We start from the raw sequence: 26,783 nt of genomic DNA on the forward strand, positions 1-26,783 counted from the left end.
GAAGAGGAACCGTTGATGTCGTCCGACCTTACGCTGCCCGCACCGTACACGCCGCACGCCGCGCTGATGCGCGCGTTCGACGCGTGCCCGCTGATCGCGATCATGCGCGGCATCACGCCCGCCGAAGCGGCCGACCACGGCCTGGCGCTGCACGAAGCGGGCTTCCGGATCGTCGAGGTGCCGCTCAACTCGCCGGATCCGTTCGGCAGCATCGCCGCGCTGCGCCGCGCGCTGCCCGACGACATGATCGTCGGCGCCGGCACCGTGCTGCGCGCCGAGCATGTCGACCGCGTGCAGGACGCGGGCGGCACGCTGATCGTGATGCCGCACAGCGACGCGGCCGTGATCCGCCGTGCACGCGAGCGCGGGCTCGCGAGCGCGCCGGGCGTCGCGACGCCGACCGAGGCGTTCGCCGCGCTCGCGAACGGCGCCGACGTGCTGAAGATGTTCCCGGCCGAGCAGCTCGGCGTGCCCGTCGTGAAGGCGTGGCGCGCGGTGATCGCCCGCGCGGTGCCGCTGGTTCCGGTCGGCGGAATTTCGCCGGACAACATGCAGCCGTTCCTCGCGGCCGGCGCCAACGGCTTCGGGCTCGGTTCGGCGCTGTACCGGCCCGGCCAGTCGGCGAACGAGACCGCGGCGAACGCGCGCGCGTTCCAGGCCGGCCTGCGCGCGGCGCGCGGCGGAGCCGCATGATGGGACGTCTCGCGGGCAAGGTCGCGATGGTGACGGGCGCGGGCCGCGGAATCGGCGCCGCGATCGCGCGGGCGTTCGCGCGCGAGGGCGCGGCCGTCGCGCTCGTCGACCTCGACTTCCCGCAAGCGCAGCGCACGGCCGCGGCGATCGCCGACGACATCGACGGCGCGCGTGTGCTGCCGCTGCTTGCGGACGTCACGCGGCAGGATTCGGTGCGCGACGCGCTCGCGCAGACCGAGGCCGCATTCGGCCCGCTCGACGTGCTGGTGAACAACGCGGGCATCAACGTGTTCGCCGATCCGTTGACGATGACGGACGAAGACTGGCGCCGCTGCTTCGCGGTCGACCTCGACGGCGTGTGGCACGGCTGCCGCGCGGCGCTGCCGGGAATGGTCGAACGCGGTCGCGGCAGCATCGTGAACATCGCGTCGACGCATGCGTTCCGGATCATCCCGGGCTGCTTTCCGTACCCGGTCGCGAAACACGGCGTGCTGGGCCTCACGCGTGCGCTCGGGATCGAATACGCGGCTCGCAACGTGCGCGTGAACGCCATCGCGCCCGGCTACATCGAGACGCAGCTCACGCGCGACTGGTGGGACGCGCAGGCCGACCCGGCCGCGGCGCGCGCCGAGACGCTCGCGCTGCAGCCGATGAAGCGGATCGGCAAACCGGAGGAAGTTGCGATGACGGCCGTGTTCCTCGCGTCCGACGAGGCGCCGTTCATCAATGCCGCGTGCATCACCGTCGACGGCGGGCGCGCGGCGCTGTACCACGACTGACACAACGATTCGACAGACCGCACGTGCGACGGCCGCGCGCACGCTGCGTCGAAACCAACAAGCGGCTGCATTCCGTTCGATGAAGACAAGGAGACACTGGAGATGAAACGCAGAACCTTCGTAACGCTGGCCGCCGCGGCGGCAGTGGTGATCGGCAGCCCGGTCGCGCATGCGGCCGACCCGGTCAAGATCGGCTTCCTGGTGAAGCAGCCGGAAGAGCCGTGGTTCCAGGACGAGTGGAAGTTCGCCGAGATCGCGGCGAAGAACAAGGGCTTCACGCTCGTGAAGATCGGCGCGCCGTCGGGCGAGAAGGTGATGAGCGCGATCGACAACCTGTCCGCGCAGAAGGCGCAGGGCTTCATCATCTGCACGCCCGACGTGAAGCTCGGGCCGGGCATCGTCGCGAAGGCGAAGTCGCACAACCTGAAGATGATGACGGTCGACGACCGCCTCGTCGACGGCGCGGGCAAGCCGATCGATGCGGTGCCGCACATGGGGATCTCCGCGTACAACATCGGCAAGCAGGTCGGCGACGGCATCGCGGCCGAGATCAAGAAGCGCGGCTGGGACATGAAGGACGTCGGCGCGATCGACATCACCTACGAGCAGCTGCCGACCGCGCACGACCGCACGAGCGGCGCGACCGACGCGCTGGTGGCGGCCGGCTTCCCGAAGGCGAACGTGATCGCGGCACCGCAGGCGAAGACCGACACCGAGAACGCGTTCAACGCGGCGAACATCGCGCTCACCAAGAATCCGCAGTTCAAGCACTGGGTCGCGTACGGCCTGAACGACGAGGCCGTGCTCGGCGCGGTGCGCGCGGCGGAAGGACGCGGCTTCAAGGCGGACAACATGATCGGCATCGGCATCGGCGGTTCCGATTCGGCGCTGAACGAGTTCAAGAAGCCGCAGCCGACGGGCTTCTACGGCACCGTGATCATCAGCCCGAAGCGCCACGGCGAGGAAACCTCGGACTTGATGTACGCGTGGATCACGCAGGGCAAGGCACCGCCGGCGCTGACGCTGACGACGGGCATGCTCGCGACGCGCGACAACGTGTCGAAGGTGCGCGAGGAGATGGGGCTCGCGTCGAAGTAAGCGGCCCGCCGGCTGCCGCGGCGATGCGGCGGCCGGCGATCGATGGAACTGGAAGTAGGGAGACGACGTGTCAGCGGCACTGCGTTTTGACAATATCGGCAAGGTATTTCCCGGCGTGCGCGCACTCGACGGCATCTCGTTCGACGTGCACGCGGGCGAGGTGCATGGCCTGATGGGCGAGAACGGCGCGGGCAAGTCGACGCTGCTGAAGATTCTCGGCGGCGAATACCAGCCCGATGCGGGCAGCGTGCTGGTCGACGGCCAGCCCGTGCATTTTTCGAGTGCGGCCGCGTCGATCGCGGCCGGCATTGCGGTGATTCACCAGGAGTTGCAGTACGTGCCCGACCTGACGGTCGCGGAGAACCTGCTGCTCGGCCGTTTGCCGAATGCGCTCGGCTGGGTGAGGAAGGGCGAGGCGAAGCGCCATGTGCGCGAGCGGCTCGCCGCGATGGGCGTCGATCTCGATCCCGACGCGAAACTCGGGCGGCTGTCGATCGCGCAGCGGCAGATGGTCGAGATCTGCAAGGCGCTGATGCGCAACGCGCGCGTGATCGCGCTCGACGAACCGACGAGCTCGCTGTCGCATCGCGAGACCGAGGTGCTGTTCAAGCTCGTCGACGATCTGCGCGCGCAGGGCCGCGCGCTGATCTACATCTCGCACCGGATGGACGAGATCTACCGGCTGTGCGATGCGTGCACGATCTTTCGCGACGGACGCAAGATCGCGTCGCACGAATCGCTCGCCGACGTGCCGCGCGAGCGGCTGGTCGCCGAGATGGTCGGGCGCGAGATCGCGGACATTTATCACTACGCGCCGCGTGCGCTCGGCGACGTGCGGTTTGCGGCCGAAGGCGTCGACGGCGCCGCGTTGCGCGAACCCGCGAGCTTCTCGGTGCGCGCGGGCGAGATCGTCGGCTTCTTCGGGCTGGTCGGCGCGGGGCGCAGCGAACTGATGCGGCTCGTGTACGGCGCGGACCGCCGGCGCGCCGGCGCGCTGACGCTCGACGGCAAGCGCATCGATGTGAAGCGCACCGGCGACGCGATTCGTCACGGCATCGTGCTGTGCCCGGAAGACCGCAAGGAGGAAGGGATCATCGCGATGGCGTCGGTCGCGGAGAACATCAACATCAGTTGCCGCCGTCATTCGCTGCGCGCGGGCCTGTTCATCGACCGCAAGACCGAAAGCGAAACGGCCGACCGCTTCATCCAGCGGCTGAAGATCAAGACGCCGAACCGGCGGCAGAAGATCCGCTTCCTGTCGGGCGGCAACCAGCAGAAAGCGATCCTGTCGCGCTGGCTCGCGGAGCCCGACCTGAAGGTCGTGATCCTCGACGAGCCGACGCGCGGCATCGACGTCGGCGCGAAGCACGAGATCTACGACGTGATCTACCGGCTCGCGGAGCGCGGCTGCGCGATCGTGATGGTGTCGTCGGAACTGCCGGAAGTGCTCGGCGTGTCCGACCGCATCGTCGTGATGCGCGAAGGCCGCATCGCGGGCGAGCTGCCGCGCGAGCAGGCGAACGAGCATGCGGTGCTGAGCCTCGCGCTGCCGCAGACGAGCGTCGTCGAAGCGGCTGACGCAGCGTGAGGTCGCCACGGGCGGCGCACGACATTCGAATCGATCAAGCGCGGCGCGGGTCGCGCGATGCAGGAGCAGGAGATACAACCATGCAAGTCAGGGAAAACCTCGCCAGCGCAGCCGTGAAGCCGTCGGCCGACGCGCTGGTCCCCCAGCAGAGCGACCGCCAGAAGTGGTGGCAGCACCTCACCGAATACAGCCTGATCGCGATCTTCGCGGTGATGTTCGTGACGATGTCGCTGACGGTCGATCACTTCTTCTCGATCGACAACATGCTCGGCCTCGCGCTGTCGATCTCGCAGATCGGGATGGTCGCGTGCACGATGATGTTCTGTCTGGCCTCGCGCGACTTCGACCTGTCGATCGGCTCGACCGTCGCGTTCTCGGGTGTGCTGTGCGCGATGGTGCTGAATGCGACCGACAACACGTTCGTCGCGATCGTCGCGGCGGTCGCGGCCGGCGCGGCGATCGGCTTCGTGAACGGCGCGGTGATCGCGTACCTGCGCATCAACGCGCTGATCACGACGCTCGCGACGATGGAAATCGTGCGCGGGCTCGGCTTCATCGTGTCGAAAGGGCAGGCGGTCGGCGTGTCGTCGGATACGTTCATCGCGCTCGGCGGGCTGTCGCTCTTCGGCGTCTCGCTGCCGATCTGGGTCACGCTCATGTGCTTCATCGTGTTCGGCGTGCTGCTGAACCAGACCGTGTACGGCCGCAACACGCTCGCGATCGGCGGCAATCCCGAGGCGTCGCGCCTCGCGGGGATCAACGTCGAACGCACGCGCGTGTACATCTTCCTGATCCAGGGCGCGGTGACGGCGCTCGCCGGCGTGATCCTCGCATCGCGCATCACGTCGGGCCAGCCGAACGCGGCGCAGGGCTTCGAGCTGAACGTGATCTCCGCATGCGTGCTCGGCGGCGTGTCGCTGATGGGCGGCCGAGCGACGATCTCGGGCGTCGTGATCGGCGTGCTGATCATGGGCACCGTCGAGAACGTGATGAACCTGCTGAACATCGACGCGTTCTACCAGTACCTGGTGCGCGGCGCGATCCTGCTCGCGGCCGTGCTGCTCGACCAGCTGAAGAACCGCGGCGTACGCGACTGACCGATTCCACGGAGACGATTCGCATGACCAACGAAACTTCCGCGCAGAACCCGCGCGCCACGAGCGACGCGCGCTATGCGCGCTACCCGAGCCTGGAGGATCGCGCGGTGCTGATCACGGGCGGCGCGACCGGAATCGGCGCGGCGTTCGTCGAGCACTTCGCGCGGCAGGGCGCGCGCGTGGCGTTCGTCGATCTCGACGAGCACGCGGGCCAGGCGCTCGCTGAAAGCCTCGCGCAGGCGCCGGACGTGCGCCACGCGCCGCTGTTCATCCCGTGCGACCTGACCGACATCGACGCGCTGCGCCATGCGATCGACGCGATCCGCGCGCGCATCGGCGCGATCGCGGTGCTCGTGAACAACGCGGCGAACGACGCGCGCCACGCGATCGGCGACGTGACGCCCGAATCGTTCGACGCGGGCATCGCGGTGAACCTGCGTCATCAGTTCTTCGCCGCGCAGGCGGTGATCGACGACATGAAGCAGCGCGGCGGCGGCGCGATCATCAATCTCGGTTCGATCAGCTGGATGCTGAAGAACGGCGGCTACCCCGTCTACGTGATGGCGAAGGCGGCCGTGCAGGGCCTCACGCGCGGGCTCGCGCGCGATCTCGGCCCGTTCGGGATCCGCGTGAATTCGCTGGTGCCCGGCTGGGTGATGACCGACAAGCAGCGCAGGCTGTGGCTCGACGACGCGGGCCGCGCGGCGATCAAGGCCGGCCAGTGCATCGACGCCGAGCTGCTGCCGGACGATCTCGCGCGCATGGCGCTGTTTCTCGCGGCCGACGACAGCCGGATGATCACCGCGCAGGACGTGGTGGTCGACGGCGGCTGGGCCTGATTGCCGACGTTCGTGTTCGCGCGGCACCGCGCGACGACCCATATCGCTTCATCGACGAAGGAAAGGAGCTCACCATGACCGCCACGTCCTCGCGCGCATCGTCGTCGTCCACGAGCCAGTCGCGCCGCGCGCGCCTGGCTGCCGCCGCGCAGCCGGTCAGCGCCGGCCCGCAGACCGCCGCGTTCGCGCAGGGCGTCGGCGCCGCGCATGCGGCGGCCGTCACGCTGTCGAACGCGGCGCTGCGGCTCGATGTGCTGCCGCACCTCGGCGGCGGCATCGCGCGCTTCGACTGGCGTGGCGACCACGGCGCGCTGGTGCCGGTGTTCCGGCGGTGCGAGCACCCGGAAACGGCGACGGACCCGAACGCGCTCGCGTGCTATCCGCTGCTGCCGTACTCGAACCGGATCGGCAACGGCCGCTTCGAATGCGACGGACGCAGCGTCGCGGTGCCGCGCAACCGCCGCGACGAGCCGCTGCCGATTCACGGCGACGGCTGGCTCGCGCCGTGGCAGGTGGACGACGCGACCGACACGACGCTGCAGCTGTCGCTCGATCGCGCGAGCGGCGCGCCGTACGCGTTTCGCGCGATCCAGTCGTTCGCGCTCGACGACACGACGCTGTCGATCGCGCTGACGATCGAAAACGCGGGGCGTGCACGGCTGCCGTTCGGGCTCGGCCTGCATCCGTTCCTCGTGCGCGACGACGCGACCGAGCTGGCCGCGGCCGCGGGCGGCCTGTGGCTGTCGGGCACGGATTTTCTGCCGGTGCGGCACGTGAGCGTGCCGCCGGCCTGGCAGTTCGGCGTCGCGTATCCGTTGCCGACGACGCTCGTCAATCATGCGTTCACCGGCTGGGGCGGCCACGCGACGGTAAGCTGGCCGCGCCGCGGGCTGTTGCTGACGATCGCGGCCGACGCCGATTCGTACGTGCTCTATACGCCGCCCGGCGAGCATTTCTTCTGCTTCGAGCCGGTCGATCATCCGATCAATGCGGTGAACCTGCCGGGCGGCGCGGCCGCGCACGGGATGACGCTGCTCGCGCCGGGCGAGCGGCTCACGCGGCGTTTCGCGTTCACCGTCGAACGGTCCGATGCGCGCATCGACGCCGCCGCGCGCGAAGGACGCCGGCGACGCGGGTAAAATACGCGGTCTACCAACGGTTTGCCGCGAGTATCCGCCATGTCTTCCCCGCTTACTTTCATCGAATCGCTGCGCGCCGCGTGGCAGCGCACGAATTCGCTGCTGTGCGTCGGCCTCGATCCCGAGCCGTCGCGCTTTCCCGTGCAGTTCGACGGCCAGCCCGACGCGATCTTCGAATTCTGCCGGCAGATCGTCGACGCGACCGCGCAGTATGCGAGCGCGTTCAAGCCGCAGATCGCGTACTTCGCCGCGCATCGCGCGGAAGATCAGCTCGAGCGCCTGATCGCGCACATCCACCTCCAGCATCCGGGCCTGCCCGTGATCCTCGACGCGAAGCGCGGCGACATCGGCAGCACGGCCGAGCAGTACGCGCGCGAGGCGTTCGAGCGCTATCGCGCGGACGCGGTCACCGTGAACCCGTACATGGGCTACGACTCGGTGGAGCCGTACTTCGAGCATGAAGGCAAGGGCGTGATCGTGCTGTGCCGCACGTCGAACCCGGGCGGGTCGGACCTGCAGTTCCTCGACACCAACGGCCGGCCGCTGTACCAGGTCGTGGCCGACCTCGCGGCGAACAAGTGGAATGCGAAGAACGGCCAGCTCGGCCTGGTGGTCGGCGCGACATTCCCGAAGGAAATCGAGATCGTGCGCGGGATCGTCGGCGACATGCCGCTCCTGATCCCCGGCATCGGCGCGCAGGGCGGCGACGTGCAGGCGACCGTCAACGCGGGCCGCACCGCCGACGGCACCGGGATGATGATCAACTCGTCGCGCGCGATCCTGTACGCGAGCAAGGGCGAGGATTTCGCCGAAGCCGCCGCGCTCGCCGCGCAGAAGACGCGCGATACGATCAACGCGTATCGCTGAAATATCGCCGAAACACGGGCCGCCTGCACGGGCGGCCTTTCACCGCCGAGCCCGCATCCGCGGGCCGCGCGGCAGAACGCGCCCGGCCTGCCGGTCACGGCGGACAAGAGCGGGAGCGTCGTGAAGCCCGACGCGATCCAGCAGGCGTGCACGGGCGGAGGCCGCCCCTGCCGCTGCGCCGGCGAATCAGCGTTCGCGTTCGTCGAGCAGCTTCAGCAGCCCGCGCAGCGCATGCGCGGCCGCCTGCGTGCGGATCTGCTCGCGGTCGCCCTTGAATACGAGGGTCTCGACGTCGGTATGCAGCCGGTTGCTCCATGCGAACGACACGGTGCCGACCGGCTTCTTCTCGCTGCCGCCCGCCGGGCCGGCGATGCCGGTGACGGACAGCGCGACCTGCGCGCGGCTGTTGCGCAGCGCGCCTTCGGCCATCGCGCGCGCGACCGGCTCGCTGACGGCGCCGTGTTTCTCGATCAGGTCGGGCGGCACGCCGATCATGTCGATCTTCGCCTGGTTCGAGTAGGTGACGAAGCCGCGCTCGAACCACTGGCTGCTGCCGGAGATGTCGGTGATCGCGGCGGCGATCATGCCGCCCGTGCAGGATTCGGCGGTGGCGAGCGACAGGTGCTCGTCACGCAGCTTGTTGCCTGCGCGGATCGCAAGCTGATGGACGACGGAATCGGTTGGCATGCGCGTCGGGAAACGGGAGTCGGGAAATCGGTCAGCCGACGACGGAGCGCCAGAACGCGATCACGAGCAGCGTCATGAACGCGGCGATCAGGTCGTCGACCATGATGCCGAGCCCGCCTTTCACGCGACGGTCGAAATAGCGGATCGGCGGCGGCTTGAGCATGTCGAAGAAGCGGAACACGACGAACGCCCACAACTGGCCGATGAAGGTCGCGGGCGTGACGAACAGCATCACGAGCCAGATCGCGACGATTTCGTCCCAGACGACGGCGCCCGGATCGGACGTGCCCATCTTCCGCGCAGTGAAACCGGTGATCCACGTGCCCGCCGCGAAACCGACCGCGATCAGCGCCCACCATTCGGGCACCGTCAGGTAGCGGTTGAACACCACGAACGTGAGCCAGCCGAACAGCGAGCCGAACGTGCCGGGCATGAACGGCGCGAGCCCGCTGCCGAAGCCGAGCGACACGATGTGCGCCGGGTGCGACAGCATGAAGCGCGCGGTGGCGCGCTGCGGCACGTGTCGGGCGGCGCCGGGCGCGGCCGCGGATTGCGCGGTCGGGTCAGTCTGCATGGAAGTGGTCGAAACCGTGCAACGTGAGAGTCAGGGGGGCGCCGGCGGCGTCGCGCCACGCGATCGCGGGCTGCTCCGACGGCGAGGACAACGCGTGTATTGTACCGACTCGCGTCACCCGAACGCCGGCTGCGGCGCCCGCTGCCTCGATCGCCGCGCGGGCCGCGGCCGGCGCGGTGAAGCACAGTTCGTAATCGTCGCCGCCGGCGAGCGTGCAGCGTCGCTGCACGTCGGGCGGCAGCGTCGCGAGTGCGGCCGAGCGCGGCACCGCGTCCGCGTCGATCTCGGCGCGCACGTTCGAGCGGGTCAGGATGTGCTGCAAGTCGCCGGCGAGGCCGTCCGAGATGTCCAGCGCCGCATGCGCGACGCCAGCGAGCGCAAGCCCGAGCGCGATGCGCGGCTCGGGACGCTCGAGCGCCTGCCGGAACGCGGCGGCTTCGTCCGCGCCGGCGGTCCATTCGCCGCGCGCGAGCCCGAGCCCCGCGCGGGCGTCGCCGAGCGTGCCGGACACCCAGACGTCGTCCCCGTCACGCGCGGCGTCGCGCCGCAGCGCCGCGTCCGGCGAGACTTCGCCGAACACGGTCACGCACAGGTTCAGCGGCCCGCTCGTCGTGTCGCCGCCGATCAGTTCGCAGCCGAACCGCTCGGCGAGTGCGAACAGCCCGTTGCTGAACGCCTCGAGCCACGCCGCGTCGGCGCGCGGCAGCGCGCACGCGAGCGTGAACGCGCGCGGCTCGGCGCCCATCGCCGCGAGATCCGACAGGTTGACCGCGAGGGTCTTGTGGCCGAGCGCGTCGGGCGCGACATCGGGGAAGAAATGGCGGCCTTCGACCAGCATGTCCGTCGAAATGGCCAGCAATTTTCCGGATCGCGGTGCGATCAGCGCGCAATCGTCGCCGATGCCGAGCGTCGACGCACGCGCCCCCCGGGCCGCGCGGCGCGCGAAGAAGCGATCGATCAGCGAAAACTCGGACAAGGCGGCTGGCACGGCGGACGAACCCGGAAGCGGTGAAGGGAACGGCATTGTACGCAGCGAACGGCGCCGTTCCTGCACCGTTCAGTACATTTTTGTCGCGGCTGTTGCACTCGAATCGCCGGTCTGGCGGCCTTCGATTGGCGCTACAATGCCGTCGAACAGTTATTCTAATCCGCACGTCAAGAGACACATGTCGACCCAAGCCTCCTCCAAAGCCAAGCTCCGCGAAGCCGCTCTCGACTATCACGAATTCCCGACCCCGGGGAAAATCGCGATCGCCCCGACCAAGCAGATGATCAACCAGCGCGACCTCGCGCTCGCGTATTCGCCGGGCGTCGCGTATGCGTGCGAGGAGATCGTCGAGAACCCGCTGAACGCCGCGCGCTTCACGGCGCGCAGCAACCTGGTCGGCGTCGTCACGAACGGCACGGCGGTGCTCGGGCTCGGCAACATCGGCCCGCTCGCGTCGAAGCCGGTGATGGAAGGCAAGGCCGTACTGTTCAAGAAGTTTGCCGGCATCGACGTGTTCGACATCGAGCTGAACGAGTCGGACCCGCACAAGCTGGTCGACGTGATCGCCGCGCTGGAGCCGACCTTCGGCGGGATCAACCTGGAAGACATCAAAGCGCCGGACTGCTTCATCGTCGAGCGCGAAGCGCGCAAGCGGATGAAGATCCCGGTGTTCCACGACGACCAGCACGGCACCGCGATCGTCGTGGCCGCGGCCGTCACGAACGGCCTGAAGGTCGTCGGCAAGGACATCAAGAAGGTGAAGCTCGTCGCGTCCGGCGCGGGTGCGGCCGCGCTCGCGTGCCTGGACCTGCTGGTCGACATCGGCCTGCCGCTCGAGAACATCACGGTGACCGACCTGGCCGGCGTGGTCTACAAGGGCCGCACCGAGCTGATGGATCCGGACAAGGAGCGTTTCGCCCGCGAAACCGAAGCCCGCACGCTGGCCGAGGTGATCGACGGCGCGGACATCTTCCTCGGCCTGTCGGCCGCCGGCGTGCTGAAGCCGGAGATGGTGAAGGGCATGGCCGAGCGTCCGCTGATCCTCGCGCTCGCGAACCCGACGCCGGAAATCCTGCCGGAAGCGGCGCTCGAAGTGCGCCCCGACGCGATTCTCGCAACCGGCCGCACCGACTATCCGAACCAGGTCAACAACGTCCTGTGCTTCCCGTTCATCTTCCGCGGCGCGCTCGACGTCGGCGCGACGACGATCACGCGTGAAATGGAGATCGCGGCCGTCAACGCGATCGCCGAACTGGCTCAGCACGAGCAGAGCGACATCGTCGCGACCGCATACGGGATCCAGGACCTGTCGTTCGGGCCCGAATACCTGATTCCGAAGCCGTTCGATCCGCGCCTGATCGTCAAGATCGCGCCGGCCGTCGCGCAGGCCGCGATGGACGGCGGCGTCGCGACACGCCCGATCGAGGACATGGAGGCGTACCGCGTTCACCTCCAGCAGTTCGTGTACCACAGCGGCACGACGATGAAGCCGATCTTCCAGCTCGCGCGCAGCGCGCCGGCGGAGAAGAAGCGCGTCGTGTTCGCGGAAGGCGAGGAAGAGCGCGTGCTGCGCGCCGTGCAGATCATCGTCGACGAGAAGCTTGCCAAGCCGATCCTGATCGGCCGTCCGTCGGTGATCGAGCACCGTATCCAGCGCTACGGCCTGCGTCTCACGCCGGGCACCGACTTCACGGTCGTCAACACCGAGCACGACGAGCGCTACCGCGATTTCTGGCAGACGTACTACAAGATGATGGCGCGCAAGGGCATCAGCGAGCAGCTGGCCCGTGTGGAGATGCGCCGTCGCACGACGCTGATCGGCTCGATGCTGGTGAAGAAGGGCGAAGCGGACGGGATGATCTGCGGCACGATCAGCACCACGCACCGCCACCTGCACTTCATCGACCAGGTGATCGGCAAGCGCCCGGGCTGCAGCGTGTACGCGGCGATGAACGGCCTCGTGCTGCCGGGCCGCCAGATCTTCCTGGTCGATACGCATGTGAACGTCGATCCGACCCCCGAGCAACTTGCCGAGATCACGATCATGGCCGCGGAAGAAGTGCGCCGGTTCGGTATCGAGCCGAAGGTCGCGCTGCTGTCGCACTCGAATTTCGGCACGAGCAACGCGCCTTCGGCGCAGAAGATGCGCGATACGCTCGCGATCCTGCAGGAACGTGCGCCGGAATTGAAGGTCGACGGCGAAATGCACGGCGACGTCGCGCTCGACGCCGCGCTGCGCAAGGAAATCCTGCCGGAATCGACGCTGGAAGGCGACGCGAACCTGCTGATCCTGCCGAACATCGATGCCGCGAACATCGCGTACAACCTGCTGAAGACGGCGGCCGGCAACAACATCGCGATCGGGCCGATCCTGCTCGGCGCGGCCCAGCCGGTGCACGTGCTGACCGAATCGGCGACCGTTCGCCGCATCGTCAACATGGCGGCGCTGCTGGTCGCCGACGTGAACGCCGCCCGCTGAGTCGGAAAGAACCGCGCGGCAACGGTCGAACCGGTGCCGCGCGTCGGGCGAAATTGTAAACAAAAGCAAAAAGAGGCGCGCCCGCAATGGGCACGCCGTCGGGCAGGGCGCAAACGCGCTTCCCATAAGCAGCAGCAACATCTCTCCACTCCAGGCAGCGAGCGTGGCAAGGAGGCAAAGTCTTGCCATACGAGAGATGCCGCCAATATTCTATCTCATGTAAGATAAATGTAGTCTTGTTTCGGTAAAAAATGCGCGATTCCGGGCGGGGCCAGCCTTTCGATTCCCAAACGAACATTGATTCGCGCGGACAATAGCGCTACGCTAACGCCTTTGGTTGGTCGTCAACTACTTGATTTAACAGCGGGAACCCTGGTTCATGGCACGCAAGTGGCTCCGCAACGGCGCGCTCGCGTCCGTCTTCGCGATGTTCGCGATGGGTATCGTCGGTACACCGACGGGCAGTCTGGTTTCCGCCGCTTACGCACGGCAGGCCGCGTCGGCCGACTTGGCCGTCGGCGGGGTCGATACGATCCCGACCGCCTGTCTGCCGCGCGAGGCCGTGACCACGCTTGGCCTGATCGGCGCCGGTGGCCCCTATCCGTACGAGAAAGACGGCGTCGTCTTCGGCAACCGCGAGCGGATCCTGCCGAAGGCGAAGCGCGGCTACTACCACGAGTACACGGTGCCGACGCCGCGCGCACGCAATCGCGGCGCGCGCCGGATCGTCTGCGGCGGGCCATTGCGCCGGATCGACAACTGTTATTACACAGACGACCACTACAACAGTTTTAAACGTATTGTTGAATGACTTCGGGATGAACGGAATGAGCGACTCCATCTACGCGCACGATACGGCGGCGGCGGAACTGTTCGCGGCCGGCGACGGCAATCTGTTTCAGCGCGTGATGCAACTCCACGCGGCGGCACAGGCCGGCGGCGCGCCGGAGCAACAGGAAGCCGAGCCCGGGCTTTCATCGAACGAGGAGCCTATGAGCCTTTTCACGACCGTGCGACCCAATCTCGTGCAGTCGATCCGCGCGTTCCGCGTGCAGGATCTCGCCGACGAAGCCAACCGGCTCGGCCAGCATTTCCTGTACGCGTATTGCGGCGCCGCGCAGTCGAAGCAGGAAGTGATGGAGACGATCGCGACGTCGTTCCTGTTTCCGAAACATTTCGGGAAGAACTACGATGCGCTGTACGACTGCCTGACCGACCTGGTCGCGAAGGCCGGCGCGCAGCCCGGTTTCGTGATCGTCCTCGAAGGGCTGCCGATCGCGCAGAAATTCGACAAGGAAGGGCGCGAAACGCTGCTCGACGTGTTCCGCGAAGCCGCCGAATTCTGGGCCGAGCGCAAGGTCGCGTTCCGCGTGTTCTATTCGTTCGCGTAAAGCGCGAACCCGTCGGCCGCCCGAACGCGGCCGATCCGGCAAAAGGCCCGCCTCTCGCGGGCTTTTTTGCGTCCGCGCGTCGCATTCGCGCGGCGACCCCGCGAGCCGGCGCGCCGCGTGTCGCGACACGTCGGGCTCGTCACCAGCCGCCCCAGCGCGCGGCCAGCGCCGCGAGCACAGCCGCGCCGGCCGTCTCCGTGCGCAGCACGCGCGGGCCGAGCGACAACGCGGTGAACCCGCGTGCGCGAGCCGCGTTTTCCTCGTCCGGCGACAGCCCGCCTTCGGGGCCGATCAGCAGCGTGACGGCCGCCGCGGGCGGCGCGTCGGGCAGCGACGCGAACGGGATGCTCGCGCGCGGCGACAGCAGCAGCCGCAGCTCGCCGTCAGCCGGCGCGGCCGGCAGCCCATCGAGCCAGGCGCCGAAGCCGCGTACCGGCGCGACGTCGGGCACGCGGTTGCGCCCGCATTGTTCGCACGACGCGCGCACGACGCCGCGCCAGTGCGCGACGCGCTTGTCCGCGCGCTCGCCGGACAGTTTCACGACGCCGCGCGCGGTCGACAGCGGCACGACCGCCGCGACGCCGAGCTCGACGGCCTTCTCGATCACCCAATCCATCTTGTCGCCGCCGGCGATGCCTTGCGCGAGCGTCACGCGATAAGGGGGCTCGGCCTCGGCCGGGTCGAACGCCTCGATCTGCGCGAGCGCGCTGCGCTTGTCGATCTCGACGAGCCGCGCGCGGTACTGGCCGCCACTGCCGTCGAACAGCGCCAGCGCGTCGCCGGGCTGCAGCCGCAGCACTTGCGCGTGACGCGCGACGTCGGCCGGCAATGCGAGCGTCGCGTCGGTGCGCAGCGCCGCCTCGATGAAAAAGCGCGGCACGGCCGCGGTGGTGGTGGCTTCACTCATGCGTATCGCGGCTCCGTTCATGCGCTCAGACGGCGCGCGAGCGCCCAGCGGTAGCCATCGAGATCCTCGATCTGCGCGAAGCGGTCGCCCCAGAACTGGTCTTGCGGCGCGGTCAGCGATTTTGCGCCCGCGTCGAGCGCGCGCTGCCAGGTCGCGTCGACGTCGTCGACATACAAATAGAACGATTGCGGGGCGGTTGCGCCCGCACTCTTCGGTGTGAGCGCGGTGGAGCCGAACGCGCCTTCTGGCGCGAACATCACGATCAGTTGCCCGCGGTAGGTCATCTCGACGTGCATGATCGCGCCGTCCTCGTCGAGGACGTCACGCAACTCGAAGCCGAACGCGGCCTGGAAGAACTCGATGGCCGCATGCGCATTGCGCACGGCCAGGTAAGGCGTCAACCAAGGCACGTTGGCCGGACGTGGATCGGTCATGAAAATCTCCTGTCGAACGGTGTTGGCGCTTGAGCGGTTACTCCGGTCCCATGCTTGGCAGTCCAACGGATATTGGCGCGCGGGCGCCCGGTGCGGTTCCGCGGACATGCCGGCGGGCCGCGTGCATCGTTCCGGGCGCGGGCGTCGCGGGTCGAGCGCGGCAGAACGCGCGGCCAACCCGCAGAACGATGCGTCCGCCCGGGACGCTCAGCGACGAACGCCCAGTGTATCGCGCAGCGCGCGCGGCAGGGCAAAGAGGGCCGCATGGAGCCGCGCATCGTAGTGGCGCAAGCCCTGCACGCGGCGCGCGGAGAGACGCTCGTCGATGTCGTGCGCGAACAGCGCGGCGGCATCGAGCGTGTCGCTCGCGATCGCCATCAGCCATTGGGATCCGTACAGCGGCACGTGCGCGGACAACGGATCGACGAACGCGAAGCTCGCGCGCAGGTCGGCGAGCAGCGCGGCGATGCGCGCCGCGTGGAACACCGGCGAGCCGAGATGCAGCGAGATCGCGCCGCACGGCGTGAGGATCCGCTTGAGTCGCGCGTAGAACTCGCGCGTATAGAGGCCGGCCGCCGGCGAATCCGGCGGCGTGAGGTCGAACACGACGAGATCGAAATGCTCGACGGTCGACGTGACGAACTGCGCGGCGTCGCCGATCACGACCTCGACGCGCGGGTCGTCGAGCGCGCCCTGGTGCACGTCGTCGAGATAGCGGCGCGCCATGCCGACCACTTCATCGTCGAGTTCGGCGACGACGATCCGCTCGATGCACGCGTGCTTGAGCAGCTGGCGCGCCGCGCCGCCGTCGCCGCCGCCGAGCACGAGCGCCTTGCGCGGGCACGGATGCGTGAGCGCGGCCGGGTGCGTCATGCACTCGTGGTACACGTATTCGTCGCCGACCGACGTCATCGGCCGTCCGTCCAGCGTGAACAGGCGGCCGAGCTGCGGGGTTTCCCAGACTTCGATGTGCTGGTGCGGCGACGCGACGTGCGCGAGCCGGCGTGCGTTCGGGAAGCCGTACGCGGCGTCGGGCGTGGGATGGAAGAGAAGGGTCGTGTTCACGGGCGGGCCGCTCGGGGCGGGCAGTTCCGACGCCTGAATTATAGGAGGCATGCGGTTCCGCGGAAAAGCGTGCCGGAACACCGCGCGCCGACAAGGGAAATGTCAGCCCATCTGTTAAAATGTCGAGCTTTGCAACCCCGTCCGTAGGCTCCGTCCGCTTCGCGTCCGTCAGGCGCCGCACCGCGCGCTGGGAACGATTGACGCTCGAGCTTCCGGATGCCGCCGTGCCCCCGTTTCCTCGACTCGTTCTCCGGACTCGACATGACGACTTCGTCTCCCGCCTCCACTACCCTGATGGCCAACGCGATCCGTGCGCTCGCGATGGACGCCGTCCAGCAAGCGAACTCCGGCCACCCCGGCATGCCGATGGGCATGGCCGAAATCGGCGTTGCGCTCTGGTCGCGCCACCTGAAGCACAACCCGACGAACCCGCACTGGGCAGACCGCGACCGCTTCGTGCTGTCGAACGGCCATGGCTCGATGCTGCTGTACTCGCTGCTGCACCTGACCGGCTACGACCTGCCGATGGAAGAGCTGAAGAACTTCCGCCAACTGCACTCGAAGACGCCGGGCCACCCCGAATACGGCATCACGCCGGGCGTCGAGACGACCACCGGCCCGCTCGGCCAGGGTCTCGCGAACGCAGTCGGCATGGCACTCGGCGAAGCGTTGATGGCCGACGAGTTCAACCGTGACGGCGCGAAGATCGTCGATCACCACACGTACGTGTTCCTCGGCGACGGCTGCCTGATGGAAGGCATCTCGCACGAAGCCTGCTCGCTCGCGGGCACGCTGAAGCTGAACAAGCTGATCGCGCTGTACGACGACAACGGCATCTCGATCGACGGCGACGTCGTCAACTGGTTCCACGACGACACCCCGAAGCGCTTCGAAGCCTACGGCTGGAACGTGATTCCGAACGTGAACGGCCATGACGTCGACGCGGTCGACGCGGCGATCGCGAAGGCGAAGCTGTCGGACAAGCCGACGCTGATCTGCTGCAAGACGGTGATCGGCAAGGGCGCGGCGACCAAGGCCGGCGGCCACGACGTGCACGGCGCGGCGCTCGGCGCGGAAGAAATCGCGAAGACGCGCGCAGCGCTCGGCTGGAAGTGGGAACCGTTCGTGATCCCGCAGGAAGTCTATGCGGCGTGGGACGCGAAGGAAGCCGGCAAGCGTGCCGAATCCGAGTGGGACGCATCGTTCGCGCAATATCGCGCGAAGTTCCCGGCGGAAGCCGCTGAATTCGAGCGCCGGATGGCCAACAAGCTGCCGGCCGACTGGGCCGAGAAGGCCGCGGCGATCATCGCCGGCGCGAACGAGCGCGCCGAGACGGTCGCGACCCGCAAGGCATCGCAGCAGGCGATCGAAGGGCTGGCTGCCGCACTGCCGGAACTGCTCGGCGGCTCGGCCGACCTGACCGGCTCGAACCTGACCAACTGGAAGGCATCGAAGGCGGTCCGCGCGAATCCGGAAGGCGCGGGCGTGCTGCTCGGCAACCACATCAACTACGGCGTGCGCGAATTCGGCATGAGCGCCGCGATCAACGGCCTCGCGCTGCACGGCGGCCACAAGCCGTTCGGCGGCACCTTCCTGACGTTCTCCGACTACAGCCGCAACGCGCTGCGCGTCGCGTCGCTGATGAAGGTCCCGTCGATCTTCGTGTTCACGCACGATTCGATCGGCCTCGGCGAAGACGGCCCGACGCACCAGTCGATCGAGCACGTGTCGAGCCTGCGCCTGATCCCGAACCACGACGTATGGCGTCCGGCCGACACGGTCGAGACGGCCGTCGCATGGACCCACGCGGTTGCCGCAGACCGTCCGTCGAGCCTGATCTTCAGCCGCCAGAACCTCGCGTTCAACCCGCGCACCGACGCGCAGATCGCGAACATCGAGAAGGGCGGCTACGTGCTGAAGGACTGGGACGAAGAGATCGTCGCGCGCAAGATCATCCTGATCGCGACGGGCTCGGAAGTCGAACTCGCGATGAAGGCCGTCGAGCCGCTCGCGCAGCAGGGCATCGCGGCCCGCGTCGTGTCGATGCCGTCGACCAACGTGTTCGACCGCCAGGACGCCGAATACCGTGAACGCGTGCTGCCGCACGGCGTGCGCCGCGTCGCGATCGAAGCGGGCGTGACCGCGTTCTGGCACAAGTACGTCGGCCTCGAAGGCGGCGTCGTCGGGATCGACACGTTCGGCGAATCGGCCCCGGCCGGCGTGCTGTTCAAGTACTTCGGCTTCACCGTCGAGCACGTCGTCGAGACCGCGAAGGCCGTGCTGGCCTAAAAGCATTCGCGACGCGCGTCACCCCCGCGCGCGTCGCACCGTGAAGCTGCACGAAACGAATTTTTTCAGCCATCAGGAGATAGACCATGACGATTCGCGTCGCAATCAACGGCTACGGCCGTATCGGCCGCAATACGCTGCGCGCGTTTTATGAAAACGGCAAGAAGCACGATCTCGAGATCGTCGCGATCAACGACCTGGGCGATGCGAAGACCAACGCGCACCTGACCCAGTACGACACCGCGCACGGCAAGTTCCCGGGCGAAGTGTCGGTCGACGGCGACTACCTCGTCGTGAACGGCGACAAGATCCGCGTGCTGGCCAACCGCAACCCGGCGGAACTGCCGTGGGGCGAGCTGGGCGTCGACGTCGTGATGGAATGCACGGGCTTCTTCACGACGAAGGAAAAGGCGAGCGCGCACCTGAAGGGCGGCGCGAAGAAGGTGATCATCTCGGCGCCGGGCGGCAAGGACGTCGACGCGACGATCGTCTACGGCGTGAACCACGACGTGCTGAAGGCCGAGCACACCGTCATTTCGAACGCATCGTGCACGACGAACTGCCTCGCGCCGCTCGTCAAGCCGCTGAACGACAAGATCGGCCTGGAAACCGGCCTGATGACGACGATCCACGCGTACACGAACGACCAGGTGCTGACGGACGTCTACCACGAAGACCTGCGCCGCGCGCGTTCGGCCACCCACAGCCAGATCCCGACGAAGACGGGTGCTGCATCGGCCGTCGGCCTCGTGCTGCCGGAACTGAACGGCAAGCTCGACGGTTACGCGATCCGCGTCCCGACGATCAACGTGTCGATCGTCGACCTGTCGTTCATCGCGAAGCGCGACACGACGGTCGAGGAAGTCAACGCGATCATGAAGGAAGCATCGGAAGGCGCGCTGAAGGGCATCCTCGGCTACAACGACGCACCGCTGGTGTCGATCGACTTCAACCACAACCCGGCTTCGTCGACGTTCGACGCGACGCTGACCAAGGTGTCGGGCCGCCTCGTCAAGGTGTCGAGCTGGTACGACAACGAGTGGGGTTTCTCGAACCGCATGCTGGATACGGCAATCGCATTCGCGAACGCGAAGTAATCCCGCACGTCGCGCGGCCGCCGCAAGGCGGTCTGCGTCGCGAACGAGCCCGGCCCGGTTTTTCCGGCCGGGCTTTTTTATGGTTCATCGCAGAAAACCGTGGAGGGTTTTCGAGCGATTGCATAATCTGACACCTGATTCTAAGGATGTCGGAGGGGGCAATTGCTCGATAGAAAGGCACTTCAGGCATTGGGCTGCTGGACCGGCTATCGGTTGGAGCGTGTGGAATGGCCGCAAGGAGAAGAGCGCACGCTATCGCTGCATTTGAAGCCGGTCAGCAAGGTGATGTACTGCGAGCAATGCGGTGCACGGTGCAATCAAATCCACGAGACGATAGTTCGCCGCGTGCGCGATCTGCCGCTGTTCGAATACCGAGTAGTGCTGCACGTCCCCCGCCGCCGGGTCTGGTGCGAACGCTGCGGCGGTCCACGACTGGAGAAACTGGCGTGGCTGGGCCGTTACCAGCGAGTGACGGAGCGATTTGCCAAGGCCTGCGAGAAACTGCTGCAAGCAGCCAGCGTGCAGGCAGTGGCGGCCTTCTACGATCTGGGCTGGCACACGGTCAAATCGATTGACAAGATGCGCTTGCAAGCGCGTGTGGCTGAGCCGGACTGGTCGACGATCCGTTATCTTGCGATGGACGAGTTTGCACTCCATAAAGGCCATCGATATGCCACGGTGGTGGTCGATCCGATCGGCCGGCAGGTGCTCTGGATTGGATCGGGACGCTCACGCGAGACGGCCCGCGCCTTCTTCGAGCAGCTTCCTGAGGGTGTCGCCGAGCGCATCGAAGCAGTCGCGATCGACATGACCACGGCCTACGAGCTGGAAATCAAGGCGCAGTGTCCGCAGGCCGAGGTGGTCTACGACCTGTTCCACGTCGTGGCCAAGTACGGGCGCGAGGTGATCGATCGGGTGCGAGTGGATCAGGCCAATCAGTTACGCCATGACCGGCCGGCCCGCAAGGCATTGAAATCCAGTCGCTGGCTACTGCTGCGCAACCGCCACAACCTGAAGCCCGAGCAGTCCGTGCATCTGAAGGAATTGCTGGCTGCCAATCAGCCGCTGCTGTGCGTCTACGTGCTACGCGACGAACTCAAACAGCTCTGGTTCTACCGAAAGCCTGCCTGGGCGGAAAAGGCCTGGGAACACTGGATCGAGCAAGCCCGGCAAAGCGGGATTGCCGCGCTACAACTGTTCGCGCAACGCCTGCAGGGTTACTGGCACGGAATCCTCGCCCGCTGCCGCCATCCGCTCAATACCAGCGTCGTCGAAGGCATCAACAACACCATCAAGGTCATCAAGCGTCGGGCCTACGGGTACCGCGACGAGGAATACTTCTTCCTCAAAATCCGCGCCGCGTTCCCCGGTAATCCTCGATGAACCTTTTTTATTGCCCGGCGTTCGCCGTCACGTGTTCGAGCGCGTCGACGAACGCGCGCTTGAGCGGGCTGTCGAGGTCGGTCCACGCGAGGCCGATGCCGGTCCGGTGCCCGGCCAGGTCGAGCGGCCGCGCGAGCACGTTCGGCGGCAGCGCGCTCGCGGCTTCTGCCGGGATCAGCCCGATCCCCATCCCGGCCGCGACGAGCGCGAGCATCGTCGTGAATTCGCCGAATTCCTGCGCGATCTCGAGCGTCGTGCCCGCGCGGCTCAGCGCGAGCAGCATGTCGTCGTGAAAGCCGGGCGCGTAGCGGCGCGCGAGCACGAACGCGGGCTGGCCGCGCAACGCGGCCGGTGCGATCGTCTCGTGCGCGGCGAGCGGATGGTCGATCGGCAGCGCGACGACGAAGCCCTCCTCGAGCACCACGCGCGTGTCGATGCCCGCATACGCGGCCGGCAGCCGGATCATTCCGAAATCGATGCGCCGGTCGCGCAGCGCGGCAATCTGGTCGGGTGTCGGCAGATCCTTCAGTTCGAGCGCGATCAGCGGATAGCGCTCGCGCATCGTGCGCAGCACGGCCGGCAGCAACGCCGGCAGCACCGACGACACGAACGCGATGCGCAGGGTGCCGATCTCGCCGCGGCTCGACAGCCGCGCCATCTGCTCCGCACGCGTGGCCTGCTGCAGCGTCGCCCGCGCCTCGGGCAGGAACACGCGTCCGGTATCGCTGAGCTCGACCTTGTGGCGGTCGCGCTCGAACAGGCGTGCGCCCAGATCTTCCTCGAGCGCCTTGATCTGCATGCTCAGCGCGGATTGCACGATGAACAGGCGCTGCGCGGCGCGCCCGAAATGCAGCTCTTCCGCGAGCGTGACGAAGGCGCGCAATTGCTTGAGTTCCATGGTGGGCGGGCGGCGGACGGTGATCGGATTTCATGATAACCGGATCAAAAAAGACCATTGGCGCGACTCCGGCGGAGCGCCGAAGATACGCTCATCGCGAGACCGGCCGCGACCGGCGGTCGGCTCGATGGCACGAGGAGACACGCATGAGCAACGCGCTTGACCGGTTCCGCCTGGACGGCCGCCGCGCACTGATCACCGGTTCCGGACGTGGGATCGGGTTGACGCTCGCCCGCGGGCTCGCGGAGGCCGGTGCTGCGATCGTGATCAACGATCGCAATGAGGAGAAGGCCGCGACGCTCGCGCACCATTTCCGCGATGAAGGTTTCGCGGCCGATCACGCGGTATTCGACGTCGCCGAGCACGCGCAGGTGCGTGCGGCGATCGACGATTTCGAGGCACGCGTCGGCGCGATCGACATCCTCGTGAACAACGCGGGCATCCAGCGCCGCGCGCCGCTCGATGCATTCGATCCGGACGACTGGCATGCGCTGATGCGCGTGAATCTCGACGGCGTGTTCAACGTCGCGCAGGCGGTGGCGCGCCACATGATCGCGCGCGGCCGCGGCAAGATCATCAACATCTGCTCGGTGCAGAGCGAGCTTGCGCGGCCGACGATCGCGCCGTATGCGGCGACCAAGGGCGCGGTGCGGATGCTGACGAAAGGGATGTGCGCCGACTGGGCGCGTCACGGCATCCAGGCGAACGCCCTCGCGCCTGGCTATTTCGAGACGGAGCTGAACCGTGCGCTGGTCGACGACGCGGCGTTCTCCGACTGGCTGTGCAAGCGCACGCCGGCCGGCCGCTGGGGGCGCGTCGACGAGCTGTGCGGCGCAGCGATCTTCCTGGCGTCGGCCGCATCGGATTTCGTGAACGGCCAGACGCTGTTCGTCGACGGCGGCCTGACCAGCGCGGTATAGGAGAACGTCATGCGTATGCGTTGCACGTGTCTCGTGATCCACGGGCCGAACGACCTGCGGCTCGAAGAGCAGGACGCGGGCGAGATCGGCCCGGGCCAGGTGCGCGTCGATGTCGCGACGGGCGGCATCTGCGGCTCCGATCTCCATTATTTCCGGCATGGCGGCTTCGGCGCGATCCGGCTGCAGCAGCCGATGGTGCTGGGCCATGAAGTGGCCGGCACGGTGGCGGCGGTCGCGCCGGACGTGACGTCGGTGAAGGTCGGCGATCGCGTCGCGGTGAATCCGAGCCGCCCATGCGGCGCGTGCCGCTACTGCCTGGAAGGGCTCCCGAACCAGTGTCTCGACATGCGCTTCTACGGCAGCGCGATGCGCATGCCGCACGTGCAGGGCGCATTTCGCAACGCGCTCGTGTGCGATGCCGCGCAGTGCGTGAAGGTGGCGGACCATGTGCCGCTGTCGCTCGCGGCGCTCGCCGAGCCGTTCGCGGTCGGGCTGCATGCTGTGTCGCGCGCCGGCCCGCTGATCGGCCGCCGCGTGCTCGTGTCGGGGTGCGGGCCCATCGGCGTGCTGGCGGTCGCGGCGGCGCGCGTGCACGGCGCGGCGGAGATCGTCGCGACCGACGTGGTCGATGCGCCGCTCGAGGTTGCCCGCGCGCTCGGCGCGGATCACGTGATCAACGCGTCGACGGACACCGGCTGGGTCGCGCGCTACGGCGCCGACAAGGGGACGTTCGACGTGATGATCGAGTGTTCGGGCAATGCGCGCGCATTGCGCGACGGCCTCGACGTGATGCGGCCGCGCGGCGTCGTCGTGCAACTCGGGCTCGGTGGCGACGTCAGCCTGCCGCAGAACGTCGTGGTCGCCAAGGAGCTGTCGATCTGCGGTTCGTTCCGCTTCCATGCGGAATTCGCGCTCGCGGTGCAGTTGATCAATGCGCGGCGCGTCGACCTGAGCCCGGCCGTGACGGGCGTATTCCCGATGCGCGACGCGAACCGCGCGTTCGAGCTGGCCGGTGACCGGCAGCGTGCGATGAAGGTGCTGATCGATTTCGCGCACGAGGGGGCATGATCGTCTGCTGATGGCGCGACGGCGCGCATGCAGAAAAGGCACGCCCGCGATTTGCGGAGCGTGCCTTTTTCATTGGCCGGGGCGAAAGCGGGCTATTGCGTGACTTGCCGCGCGCCGACGCGCTGCGACGCGAGCCACAGGGCGATCAGCACGCCGGAGAGCGCCGCGCCCGCGATGCACACGCCACGCCAGCCGTCGACGCCGTACGCGACGCTCGCCGCGAACGACCCGAATGCGCCGCCGACGAAGTAGCTCGTCAGGTAGATCGTCGTCACGCGGCTGCGCGCATGGCCGGCGAGCGCGTAGATCACGCTCTGGTTCGAGATGTGCATGCCCTGCACGCCCACGTCGAGCAGCAGGATGCCCGCGATCAGCGCGACGAGCGAATGCGCGCCGGCCGCGATCAGCGCGAACGAGGCGAGCACGGCCGCCGCGAACAGGCCGGTCGCCGCGTTGCCGTGGCCGCGATCAACGAGGCGGCCGGCCGACGTCGCCGCGAGCGCGCCTACCGCGCCGACGATCCCGAACAGGCCGATCTGCCCTTCGGAATAGCTGTACGGCGGCTGGCTCAACAGGAACGTGAGGCCGGTCCACAGCAGGCTGAAGCATGCGAACACGAGCGCGCCGTAGGTCGAGCGCAGCGCGATCAGCGGCTGCGCGCGCACCAGTGCGACGAGCGACTTCATCAGCGCCGCGTAGTCGAGCCGCGCGTGGCGGCGATCCTTCGGCAGCTTCGCAGCGAGCACGCCGGTCAGCGCGAGGATCATCGCCGCGGCGATTCCGTACACCGCGCGCCAGCCGAACTCGTCGGCGATTGCGCCGGCCGCGACGCGCGCGAGCAGGATGCCGAGCAGCAGCCCGCTCATCACGGTGCCGACCGCGCGGCCGCGCGTGCGCGCATCGGCGAGCGAGGCGGCGAACGGCACGAGCAACTGCGTCGAGCACGTGACGAAGCCGAGCGCGACGTTCGCGACGACGAACATCGTGAAGTTCGTGCTGAACGCGACGCCGACCAGCGCGATCACGTTGAGCACGAGCAGCCGCACGATCAGCGTATGGCGATTGACCGCGTCGCCGAGCGGGACGATCAGCAGCAGGCTCGCCGCGTAGCCGAGCTGGGTCAGCGTGACGAGATAGCCGAGTTCGGCGGGCGGGCGGCCGAAGCTGTGCGCGATCGCTGCGAGCAGCGGCTGCGCGTAATAGATGTTGCCGATGACGATGCCGCACGCGCAGGCGAACAGCAGCGTCATCGCGCGGGTCAGGGGAGAATGGTTGTCGTGATGCGGTTCCATGGTCGCGAAAAAAACAGCGGCGCCGGCCGGCGGCATGGGTCGTCGGCGAAGCGGGTTGCGGAAATCGGGGCCGACGTCAACGGATCGACGATGTGCCGATGCGCGCCGGGCGGCGCGTCGTGCGGCGGGCGAAGGGAGGACGGGCCCGGGTGGGCCGCTCCGGTGCGGCGGCCAGGCGCCGTGGGCGGGAGCGGATGTGCGTATGATGCGGAAATCGAACCATAGCGTCCAAGACTGGATTCTTATGGTATCCATTGGTGTTGCCAATACATCGCCCACGATGCTACTCCGCCACATTCGCTATTTCCTGGCCGTCGCCGAGCAGCGCAGCTTCACGCGCGCGGCCGATGTGCTGCACGTGTCGCAGCCGACGCTGTCGCAACAGGTCCGCCAGCTCGAGGACATGCTCGGCGTGCAGCTGTTCGACCGCTCGGGCCGCGCGGTGCAGCTCACCGAATTCGGCGAGGTCTACGCGCGTCACGCGCGCGCGGCGCTGCACGAGCTCGATGCCGGGCAGCGCGCGCTGCACGACGTCGCCGATCTCGGCAGCGGTTCGCTGCGGCTCGCGATGATGCCGACCTTCGCGGCCTACCTGAGCGGCTCGCTGATCGACGCGTTCCATGCGGATTTCCCGAACGTCGCGCTGACGATCGACGCGATGCCGCAGGAGCGCATCGAGGCGCTGCTCGCCGACGACCGGCTCGATGCGGGTTTCGCGTTCGTGCCGCCGCGCGCGCCGGACATCGACGCGCTGCCGCTGTGGGACGAACCACTCGCGCTCGTGACGGGCCGCACGCACCGCCTTGCCCGCCGCCGGCGCGCGCTGAGCCCGGCCGAGCTCGTCGGCGAGCCGCTGGTGCTGCTGAGCCGCGCGTTCGCGACGCGGGAAAGCATCGACCGGTACTTCATCGAACAGGGCGCGCGGCCGACGATCGCGATCGAGACGAACACGGTCAGCGCAGTGCTGGAGCTCGTACGCCGCGGGCGGCTCGCGACGGTGCTGCCGGACGCGGTCGCGCGCGAGAGCGGCGACCTGTGCGCGCTGGCGCTCGATCCGCCGCTGCCGTCGCGCACGGCGGCGCTGCTCACGCGCAAGGGCGCGTACCGCAGTGTCGCGGCGCGCGCGTTCATCGCGCGTGCGCTCGCGTATCGCGATCCTTCGGGGGGATGACCGGTACGACCGGAGAATGGCTGCCGCGGCGGCCGGGACC

General features: G+C 68.0%; 25 protein-coding genes. 17 read left to right on the forward strand and 8 right to left on the reverse strand.

The annotated features are described in order from the left end of the window. Positions 1 to 15 precede the first annotated feature (15 nt). The 8 genes from WS87_RS03730 (at position 16) to pyrF (ending at position 8,100) form a co-directional block, all read left to right on the forward strand. Positions 16 to 693: a 2-dehydro-3-deoxy-6-phosphogalactonate aldolase gene (locus WS87_RS03730; protein ID WP_059820728.1), complete on the forward strand. Its 678-nt coding sequence runs from the start codon at positions 16 to 18 to the stop codon at positions 691 to 693. Then, a complete protein-coding gene (locus WS87_RS03735) occupies positions 693 to 1,472 on the forward strand; it encodes an SDR family oxidoreductase (RefSeq protein WP_059700746.1) in 780 nt (259 codons plus the stop codon). The genes WS87_RS03730 and WS87_RS03735 overlap by 1 nt, the downstream gene beginning before the upstream one ends. 102 nt (positions 1,473 to 1,574) lie before the next feature. Continuing rightward, positions 1,575 to 2,570 (forward strand): arabinose ABC transporter substrate-binding protein, encoded by a 996-nt coding sequence (locus tag WS87_RS03740; protein WP_059535248.1) that lies wholly within the window; start codon positions 1,575 to 1,577, stop codon positions 2,568 to 2,570. A 67-nt stretch (positions 2,571 to 2,637) separates the two neighbouring features. Next, positions 2,638 to 4,158, forward strand: a complete 1,521-nt coding sequence (gene araG / locus WS87_RS03745) for an L-arabinose ABC transporter ATP-binding protein AraG (protein WP_059820719.1) — start codon at positions 2,638 to 2,640, stop codon at positions 4,156 to 4,158. An 80-nt stretch (positions 4,159 to 4,238) separates the two neighbouring features. Next, entirely contained in the window at positions 4,239 to 5,255 is a 1,017-nt protein-coding gene (araH, locus tag WS87_RS03750; RefSeq protein ID WP_059465359.1) for an L-arabinose ABC transporter permease AraH, read from the forward strand. Between the two features lie 23 nt (positions 5,256 to 5,278). Continuing rightward, positions 5,279 to 6,094, forward strand: a complete 816-nt coding sequence (locus tag WS87_RS03755; protein WP_059820720.1) for an SDR family NAD(P)-dependent oxidoreductase — start codon at positions 5,279 to 5,281, stop codon at positions 6,092 to 6,094. Positions 6,095 to 6,168: 74 nt separating this feature from the next. After that, entirely contained in the window at positions 6,169 to 7,233 is a 1,065-nt protein-coding gene (locus WS87_RS03760; RefSeq protein WP_059820721.1) for an aldose 1-epimerase, read from the forward strand. Between the two features lie 39 nt (positions 7,234 to 7,272). After that, positions 7,273 to 8,100: an orotidine-5'-phosphate decarboxylase gene (gene pyrF, locus WS87_RS03765; RefSeq protein WP_059535255.1), complete on the forward strand. Its 828-nt coding sequence runs from the start codon at positions 7,273 to 7,275 to the stop codon at positions 8,098 to 8,100. 186 nt (positions 8,101 to 8,286) lie between these two features. Here the strand turns inward: pyrF and WS87_RS03770 are convergent, their stop codons facing one another. Genes WS87_RS03770 through thiL form a run of 3 tightly spaced genes read right to left on the reverse strand, consistent with a single transcriptional unit; the run spans position 8,287 to position 10,385 of the window. Continuing rightward, entirely contained in the window at positions 8,287 to 8,787 is a 501-nt protein-coding gene (locus WS87_RS03770) for a CinA family protein (RefSeq protein ID WP_059820722.1), read from the reverse strand. Positions 8,788 to 8,818: 31 nt separating this feature from the next. Next, positions 8,819 to 9,361, reverse strand: coding sequence for a phosphatidylglycerophosphatase A family protein (locus tag WS87_RS03775; protein ID WP_059535259.1), 543 nt, complete (start codon positions 9,359 to 9,361; stop codon positions 8,819 to 8,821). Beyond that, positions 9,351 to 10,385 carry a thiamine-phosphate kinase gene (gene thiL / locus WS87_RS03780; RefSeq protein ID WP_107938102.1) on the reverse strand — a complete coding sequence of 345 codons (1,035 nt, stop codon included), beginning with the start codon at positions 10,383 to 10,385 and terminating at the stop codon, positions 9,351 to 9,353. The genes WS87_RS03775 and thiL overlap by 11 nt, the downstream gene beginning before the upstream one ends. Before the next feature lie 100 nt (positions 10,386 to 10,485). Here thiL and WS87_RS03785 point away from each other — a divergent pair, with 100 nt between their 5' ends. The 3 genes from WS87_RS03785 to WS87_RS03795 all read left to right on the forward strand — a co-directional run bounded on the left by WS87_RS03785 (position 10,486) and on the right by WS87_RS03795 (position 14,219). Continuing rightward, a complete protein-coding gene (locus WS87_RS03785; RefSeq protein WP_269467394.1) occupies positions 10,486 to 12,828 on the forward strand; it encodes an NADP-dependent malic enzyme in 2,343 nt (780 codons plus the stop codon). Between the two features lie 379 nt (positions 12,829 to 13,207). Next, a complete protein-coding gene (locus tag WS87_RS03790) occupies positions 13,208 to 13,639 on the forward strand; it encodes a ribonuclease (protein ID WP_059820724.1) in 432 nt (143 codons plus the stop codon). Positions 13,640 to 13,655: 16 nt separating this feature from the next. Next, on the forward strand, positions 13,656 to 14,219 hold the full coding sequence (locus tag WS87_RS03795; RefSeq protein WP_059820729.1) for a barstar family protein: 564 nt from the start codon (positions 13,656 to 13,658) through the stop codon (positions 14,217 to 14,219). Between the two features lie 139 nt (positions 14,220 to 14,358). Here the strand turns inward: WS87_RS03795 and WS87_RS03800 are convergent, their stop codons facing one another. The 3 genes from WS87_RS03800 to speE form a co-directional block, all read right to left on the reverse strand. Further along, a complete protein-coding gene (locus tag WS87_RS03800; RefSeq protein ID WP_059689088.1) occupies positions 14,359 to 15,126 on the reverse strand; it encodes a 16S rRNA (uracil(1498)-N(3))-methyltransferase in 768 nt (255 codons plus the stop codon). 17 nt (positions 15,127 to 15,143) lie between these two features. Continuing rightward, positions 15,144 to 15,560: a VOC family protein gene (locus WS87_RS03805; RefSeq protein ID WP_059535265.1), complete on the reverse strand. Its 417-nt coding sequence runs from the start codon at positions 15,558 to 15,560 to the stop codon at positions 15,144 to 15,146. A gap of 207 nt (positions 15,561 to 15,767) precedes the next feature. Then, positions 15,768 to 16,625, reverse strand: a complete 858-nt coding sequence (gene speE / locus WS87_RS03810; protein ID WP_059820725.1) for a polyamine aminopropyltransferase — start codon at positions 16,623 to 16,625, stop codon at positions 15,768 to 15,770. Positions 16,626 to 16,841: 216 nt separating this feature from the next. Between speE and tkt the strand changes: the two genes are divergently transcribed. The 3 genes from tkt to WS87_RS03830 all read left to right on the forward strand — a co-directional run bounded on the left by tkt (position 16,842) and on the right by WS87_RS03830 (position 21,394). Beyond that, positions 16,842 to 18,914 carry a transketolase gene (gene tkt, locus WS87_RS03815; RefSeq protein ID WP_059689086.1) on the forward strand — a complete coding sequence of 691 codons (2,073 nt, stop codon included), beginning with the start codon at positions 16,842 to 16,844 and terminating at the stop codon, positions 18,912 to 18,914. 86 nt (positions 18,915 to 19,000) lie between these two features. Continuing rightward, positions 19,001 to 20,011 (forward strand): type I glyceraldehyde-3-phosphate dehydrogenase, encoded by a 1,011-nt coding sequence (gap, locus tag WS87_RS03820; RefSeq protein WP_006476940.1) that lies wholly within the window; start codon positions 19,001 to 19,003, stop codon positions 20,009 to 20,011. Between the two features lie 162 nt (positions 20,012 to 20,173). Then, positions 20,174 to 21,394 carry an ISL3 family transposase gene (locus WS87_RS03830; RefSeq protein WP_059819742.1) on the forward strand — a complete coding sequence of 407 codons (1,221 nt, stop codon included), beginning with the start codon at positions 20,174 to 20,176 and terminating at the stop codon, positions 21,392 to 21,394. A gap of 7 nt (positions 21,395 to 21,401) precedes the next feature. Here WS87_RS03830 and WS87_RS03835 read toward each other — a convergent pair whose 3' ends face one another. Beyond that, the gene (locus tag WS87_RS03835) at positions 21,402 to 22,292 is read right to left on the reverse strand and encodes a LysR family transcriptional regulator (RefSeq protein WP_059820428.1); all 891 of its coding nucleotides are present in this window, start codon (positions 22,290 to 22,292) and stop codon (positions 21,402 to 21,404) included. Positions 22,293 to 22,438: 146 nt separating this feature from the next. Here WS87_RS03835 and WS87_RS03840 point away from each other — a divergent pair, with 146 nt between their 5' ends. Together WS87_RS03840 and WS87_RS03845 are read left to right on the forward strand one after the other, a co-directional pair. After that, positions 22,439 to 23,212: an SDR family NAD(P)-dependent oxidoreductase gene (locus WS87_RS03840; protein ID WP_059820429.1), complete on the forward strand. Its 774-nt coding sequence runs from the start codon at positions 22,439 to 22,441 to the stop codon at positions 23,210 to 23,212. 9 nt (positions 23,213 to 23,221) lie between these two features. After that, the gene (locus WS87_RS03845; protein ID WP_059820430.1) at positions 23,222 to 24,280 is read left to right on the forward strand and encodes an L-idonate 5-dehydrogenase; all 1,059 of its coding nucleotides are present in this window, start codon (positions 23,222 to 23,224) and stop codon (positions 24,278 to 24,280) included. 92 nt (positions 24,281 to 24,372) lie between these two features. Here the strand turns inward: WS87_RS03845 and WS87_RS03850 are convergent, their stop codons facing one another. Further along, entirely contained in the window at positions 24,373 to 25,572 is a 1,200-nt protein-coding gene (locus WS87_RS03850; protein ID WP_059820431.1) for an MFS transporter, read from the reverse strand. Positions 25,573 to 25,852: 280 nt separating this feature from the next. Here WS87_RS03850 and cynR point away from each other — a divergent pair, with 280 nt between their 5' ends. Then, complete coding sequence (cynR, locus tag WS87_RS03855; protein WP_059689081.1) at positions 25,853 to 26,743, forward strand: transcriptional regulator CynR; 891 nt, start codon at positions 25,853 to 25,855, stop codon at positions 26,741 to 26,743. Positions 26,744 to 26,783: the final 40 nt, after the last annotated feature.

The sequence above is a fragment of the Burkholderia sp. MSMB0856 genome (genome assembly GCF_001524645.2).
GTDB classification, from domain to species: domain Bacteria; phylum Pseudomonadota; class Gammaproteobacteria; order Burkholderiales; family Burkholderiaceae; genus Burkholderia; species Burkholderia diffusa.

Excerpts from the sequence above, each read along its gene's own strand:
- WS87_RS03740 (WP_059535248.1), top strand. The coding sequence starts at position 1,575 with ATGAAACGCAGAACCTTCGTAACGCTGGCCGCCGCGGCGGCAGTGGTG.
- WS87_RS03760 (WP_059820721.1), top strand. The coding sequence starts at position 6,169 with ATGACCGCCACGTCCTCGCGCGCATCGTCGTCGTCCACGAGCCAGTCG.
- WS87_RS03755 (WP_059820720.1), top strand. The coding sequence starts at position 5,279 with ATGACCAACGAAACTTCCGCGCAGAACCCGCGCGCCACGAGCGACGCG.
- WS87_RS03850 (WP_059820431.1), bottom strand. The coding sequence starts at position 25,572 with ATGGAACCGCATCACGACAACCATTCTCCCCTGACCCGCGCGATGACG.
- WS87_RS03805 (WP_059535265.1), bottom strand. The coding sequence starts at position 15,560 with ATGACCGATCCACGTCCGGCCAACGTGCCTTGGTTGACGCCTTACCTG.
- WS87_RS03840 (WP_059820429.1), top strand. The coding sequence starts at position 22,439 with ATGAGCAACGCGCTTGACCGGTTCCGCCTGGACGGCCGCCGCGCACTG.
- araH (WP_059465359.1), top strand. The coding sequence starts at position 4,239 with ATGCAAGTCAGGGAAAACCTCGCCAGCGCAGCCGTGAAGCCGTCGGCC.
- thiL (WP_107938102.1), bottom strand. The coding sequence starts at position 10,385 with ATGCCGTTCCCTTCACCGCTTCCGGGTTCGTCCGCCGTGCCAGCCGCC.
- WS87_RS03835 (WP_059820428.1), bottom strand. The coding sequence starts at position 22,292 with ATGGAACTCAAGCAATTGCGCGCCTTCGTCACGCTCGCGGAAGAGCTG.
- WS87_RS03845 (WP_059820430.1), top strand. The coding sequence starts at position 23,222 with ATGCGTATGCGTTGCACGTGTCTCGTGATCCACGGGCCGAACGACCTG.
- WS87_RS03785 (WP_269467394.1), top strand. The coding sequence starts at position 10,486 with ATGCCGTCGAACAGTTATTCTAATCCGCACGTCAAGAGACACATGTCG.
- gap (WP_006476940.1), top strand. The coding sequence starts at position 19,001 with ATGACGATTCGCGTCGCAATCAACGGCTACGGCCGTATCGGCCGCAAT.
- WS87_RS03730 (WP_059820728.1), top strand. The coding sequence starts at position 16 with ATGTCGTCCGACCTTACGCTGCCCGCACCGTACACGCCGCACGCCGCG.
- WS87_RS03775 (WP_059535259.1), bottom strand. The coding sequence starts at position 9,361 with ATGCAGACTGACCCGACCGCGCAATCCGCGGCCGCGCCCGGCGCCGCC.
- pyrF (WP_059535255.1), top strand. The coding sequence starts at position 7,273 with ATGTCTTCCCCGCTTACTTTCATCGAATCGCTGCGCGCCGCGTGGCAG.
- WS87_RS03800 (WP_059689088.1), bottom strand. The coding sequence starts at position 15,126 with ATGAGTGAAGCCACCACCACCGCGGCCGTGCCGCGCTTTTTCATCGAG.
- tkt (WP_059689086.1), top strand. The coding sequence starts at position 16,842 with ATGCCGCCGTGCCCCCGTTTCCTCGACTCGTTCTCCGGACTCGACATG.
- cynR (WP_059689081.1), top strand. The coding sequence starts at position 25,853 with ATGCTACTCCGCCACATTCGCTATTTCCTGGCCGTCGCCGAGCAGCGC.
- WS87_RS03790 (WP_059820724.1), top strand. The coding sequence starts at position 13,208 with ATGGCACGCAAGTGGCTCCGCAACGGCGCGCTCGCGTCCGTCTTCGCG.
- WS87_RS03795 (WP_059820729.1), top strand. The coding sequence starts at position 13,656 with ATGAGCGACTCCATCTACGCGCACGATACGGCGGCGGCGGAACTGTTC.
- WS87_RS03770 (WP_059820722.1), bottom strand. The coding sequence starts at position 8,787 with ATGCCAACCGATTCCGTCGTCCATCAGCTTGCGATCCGCGCAGGCAAC.
- WS87_RS03735 (WP_059700746.1), top strand. The coding sequence starts at position 693 with ATGGGACGTCTCGCGGGCAAGGTCGCGATGGTGACGGGCGCGGGCCGC.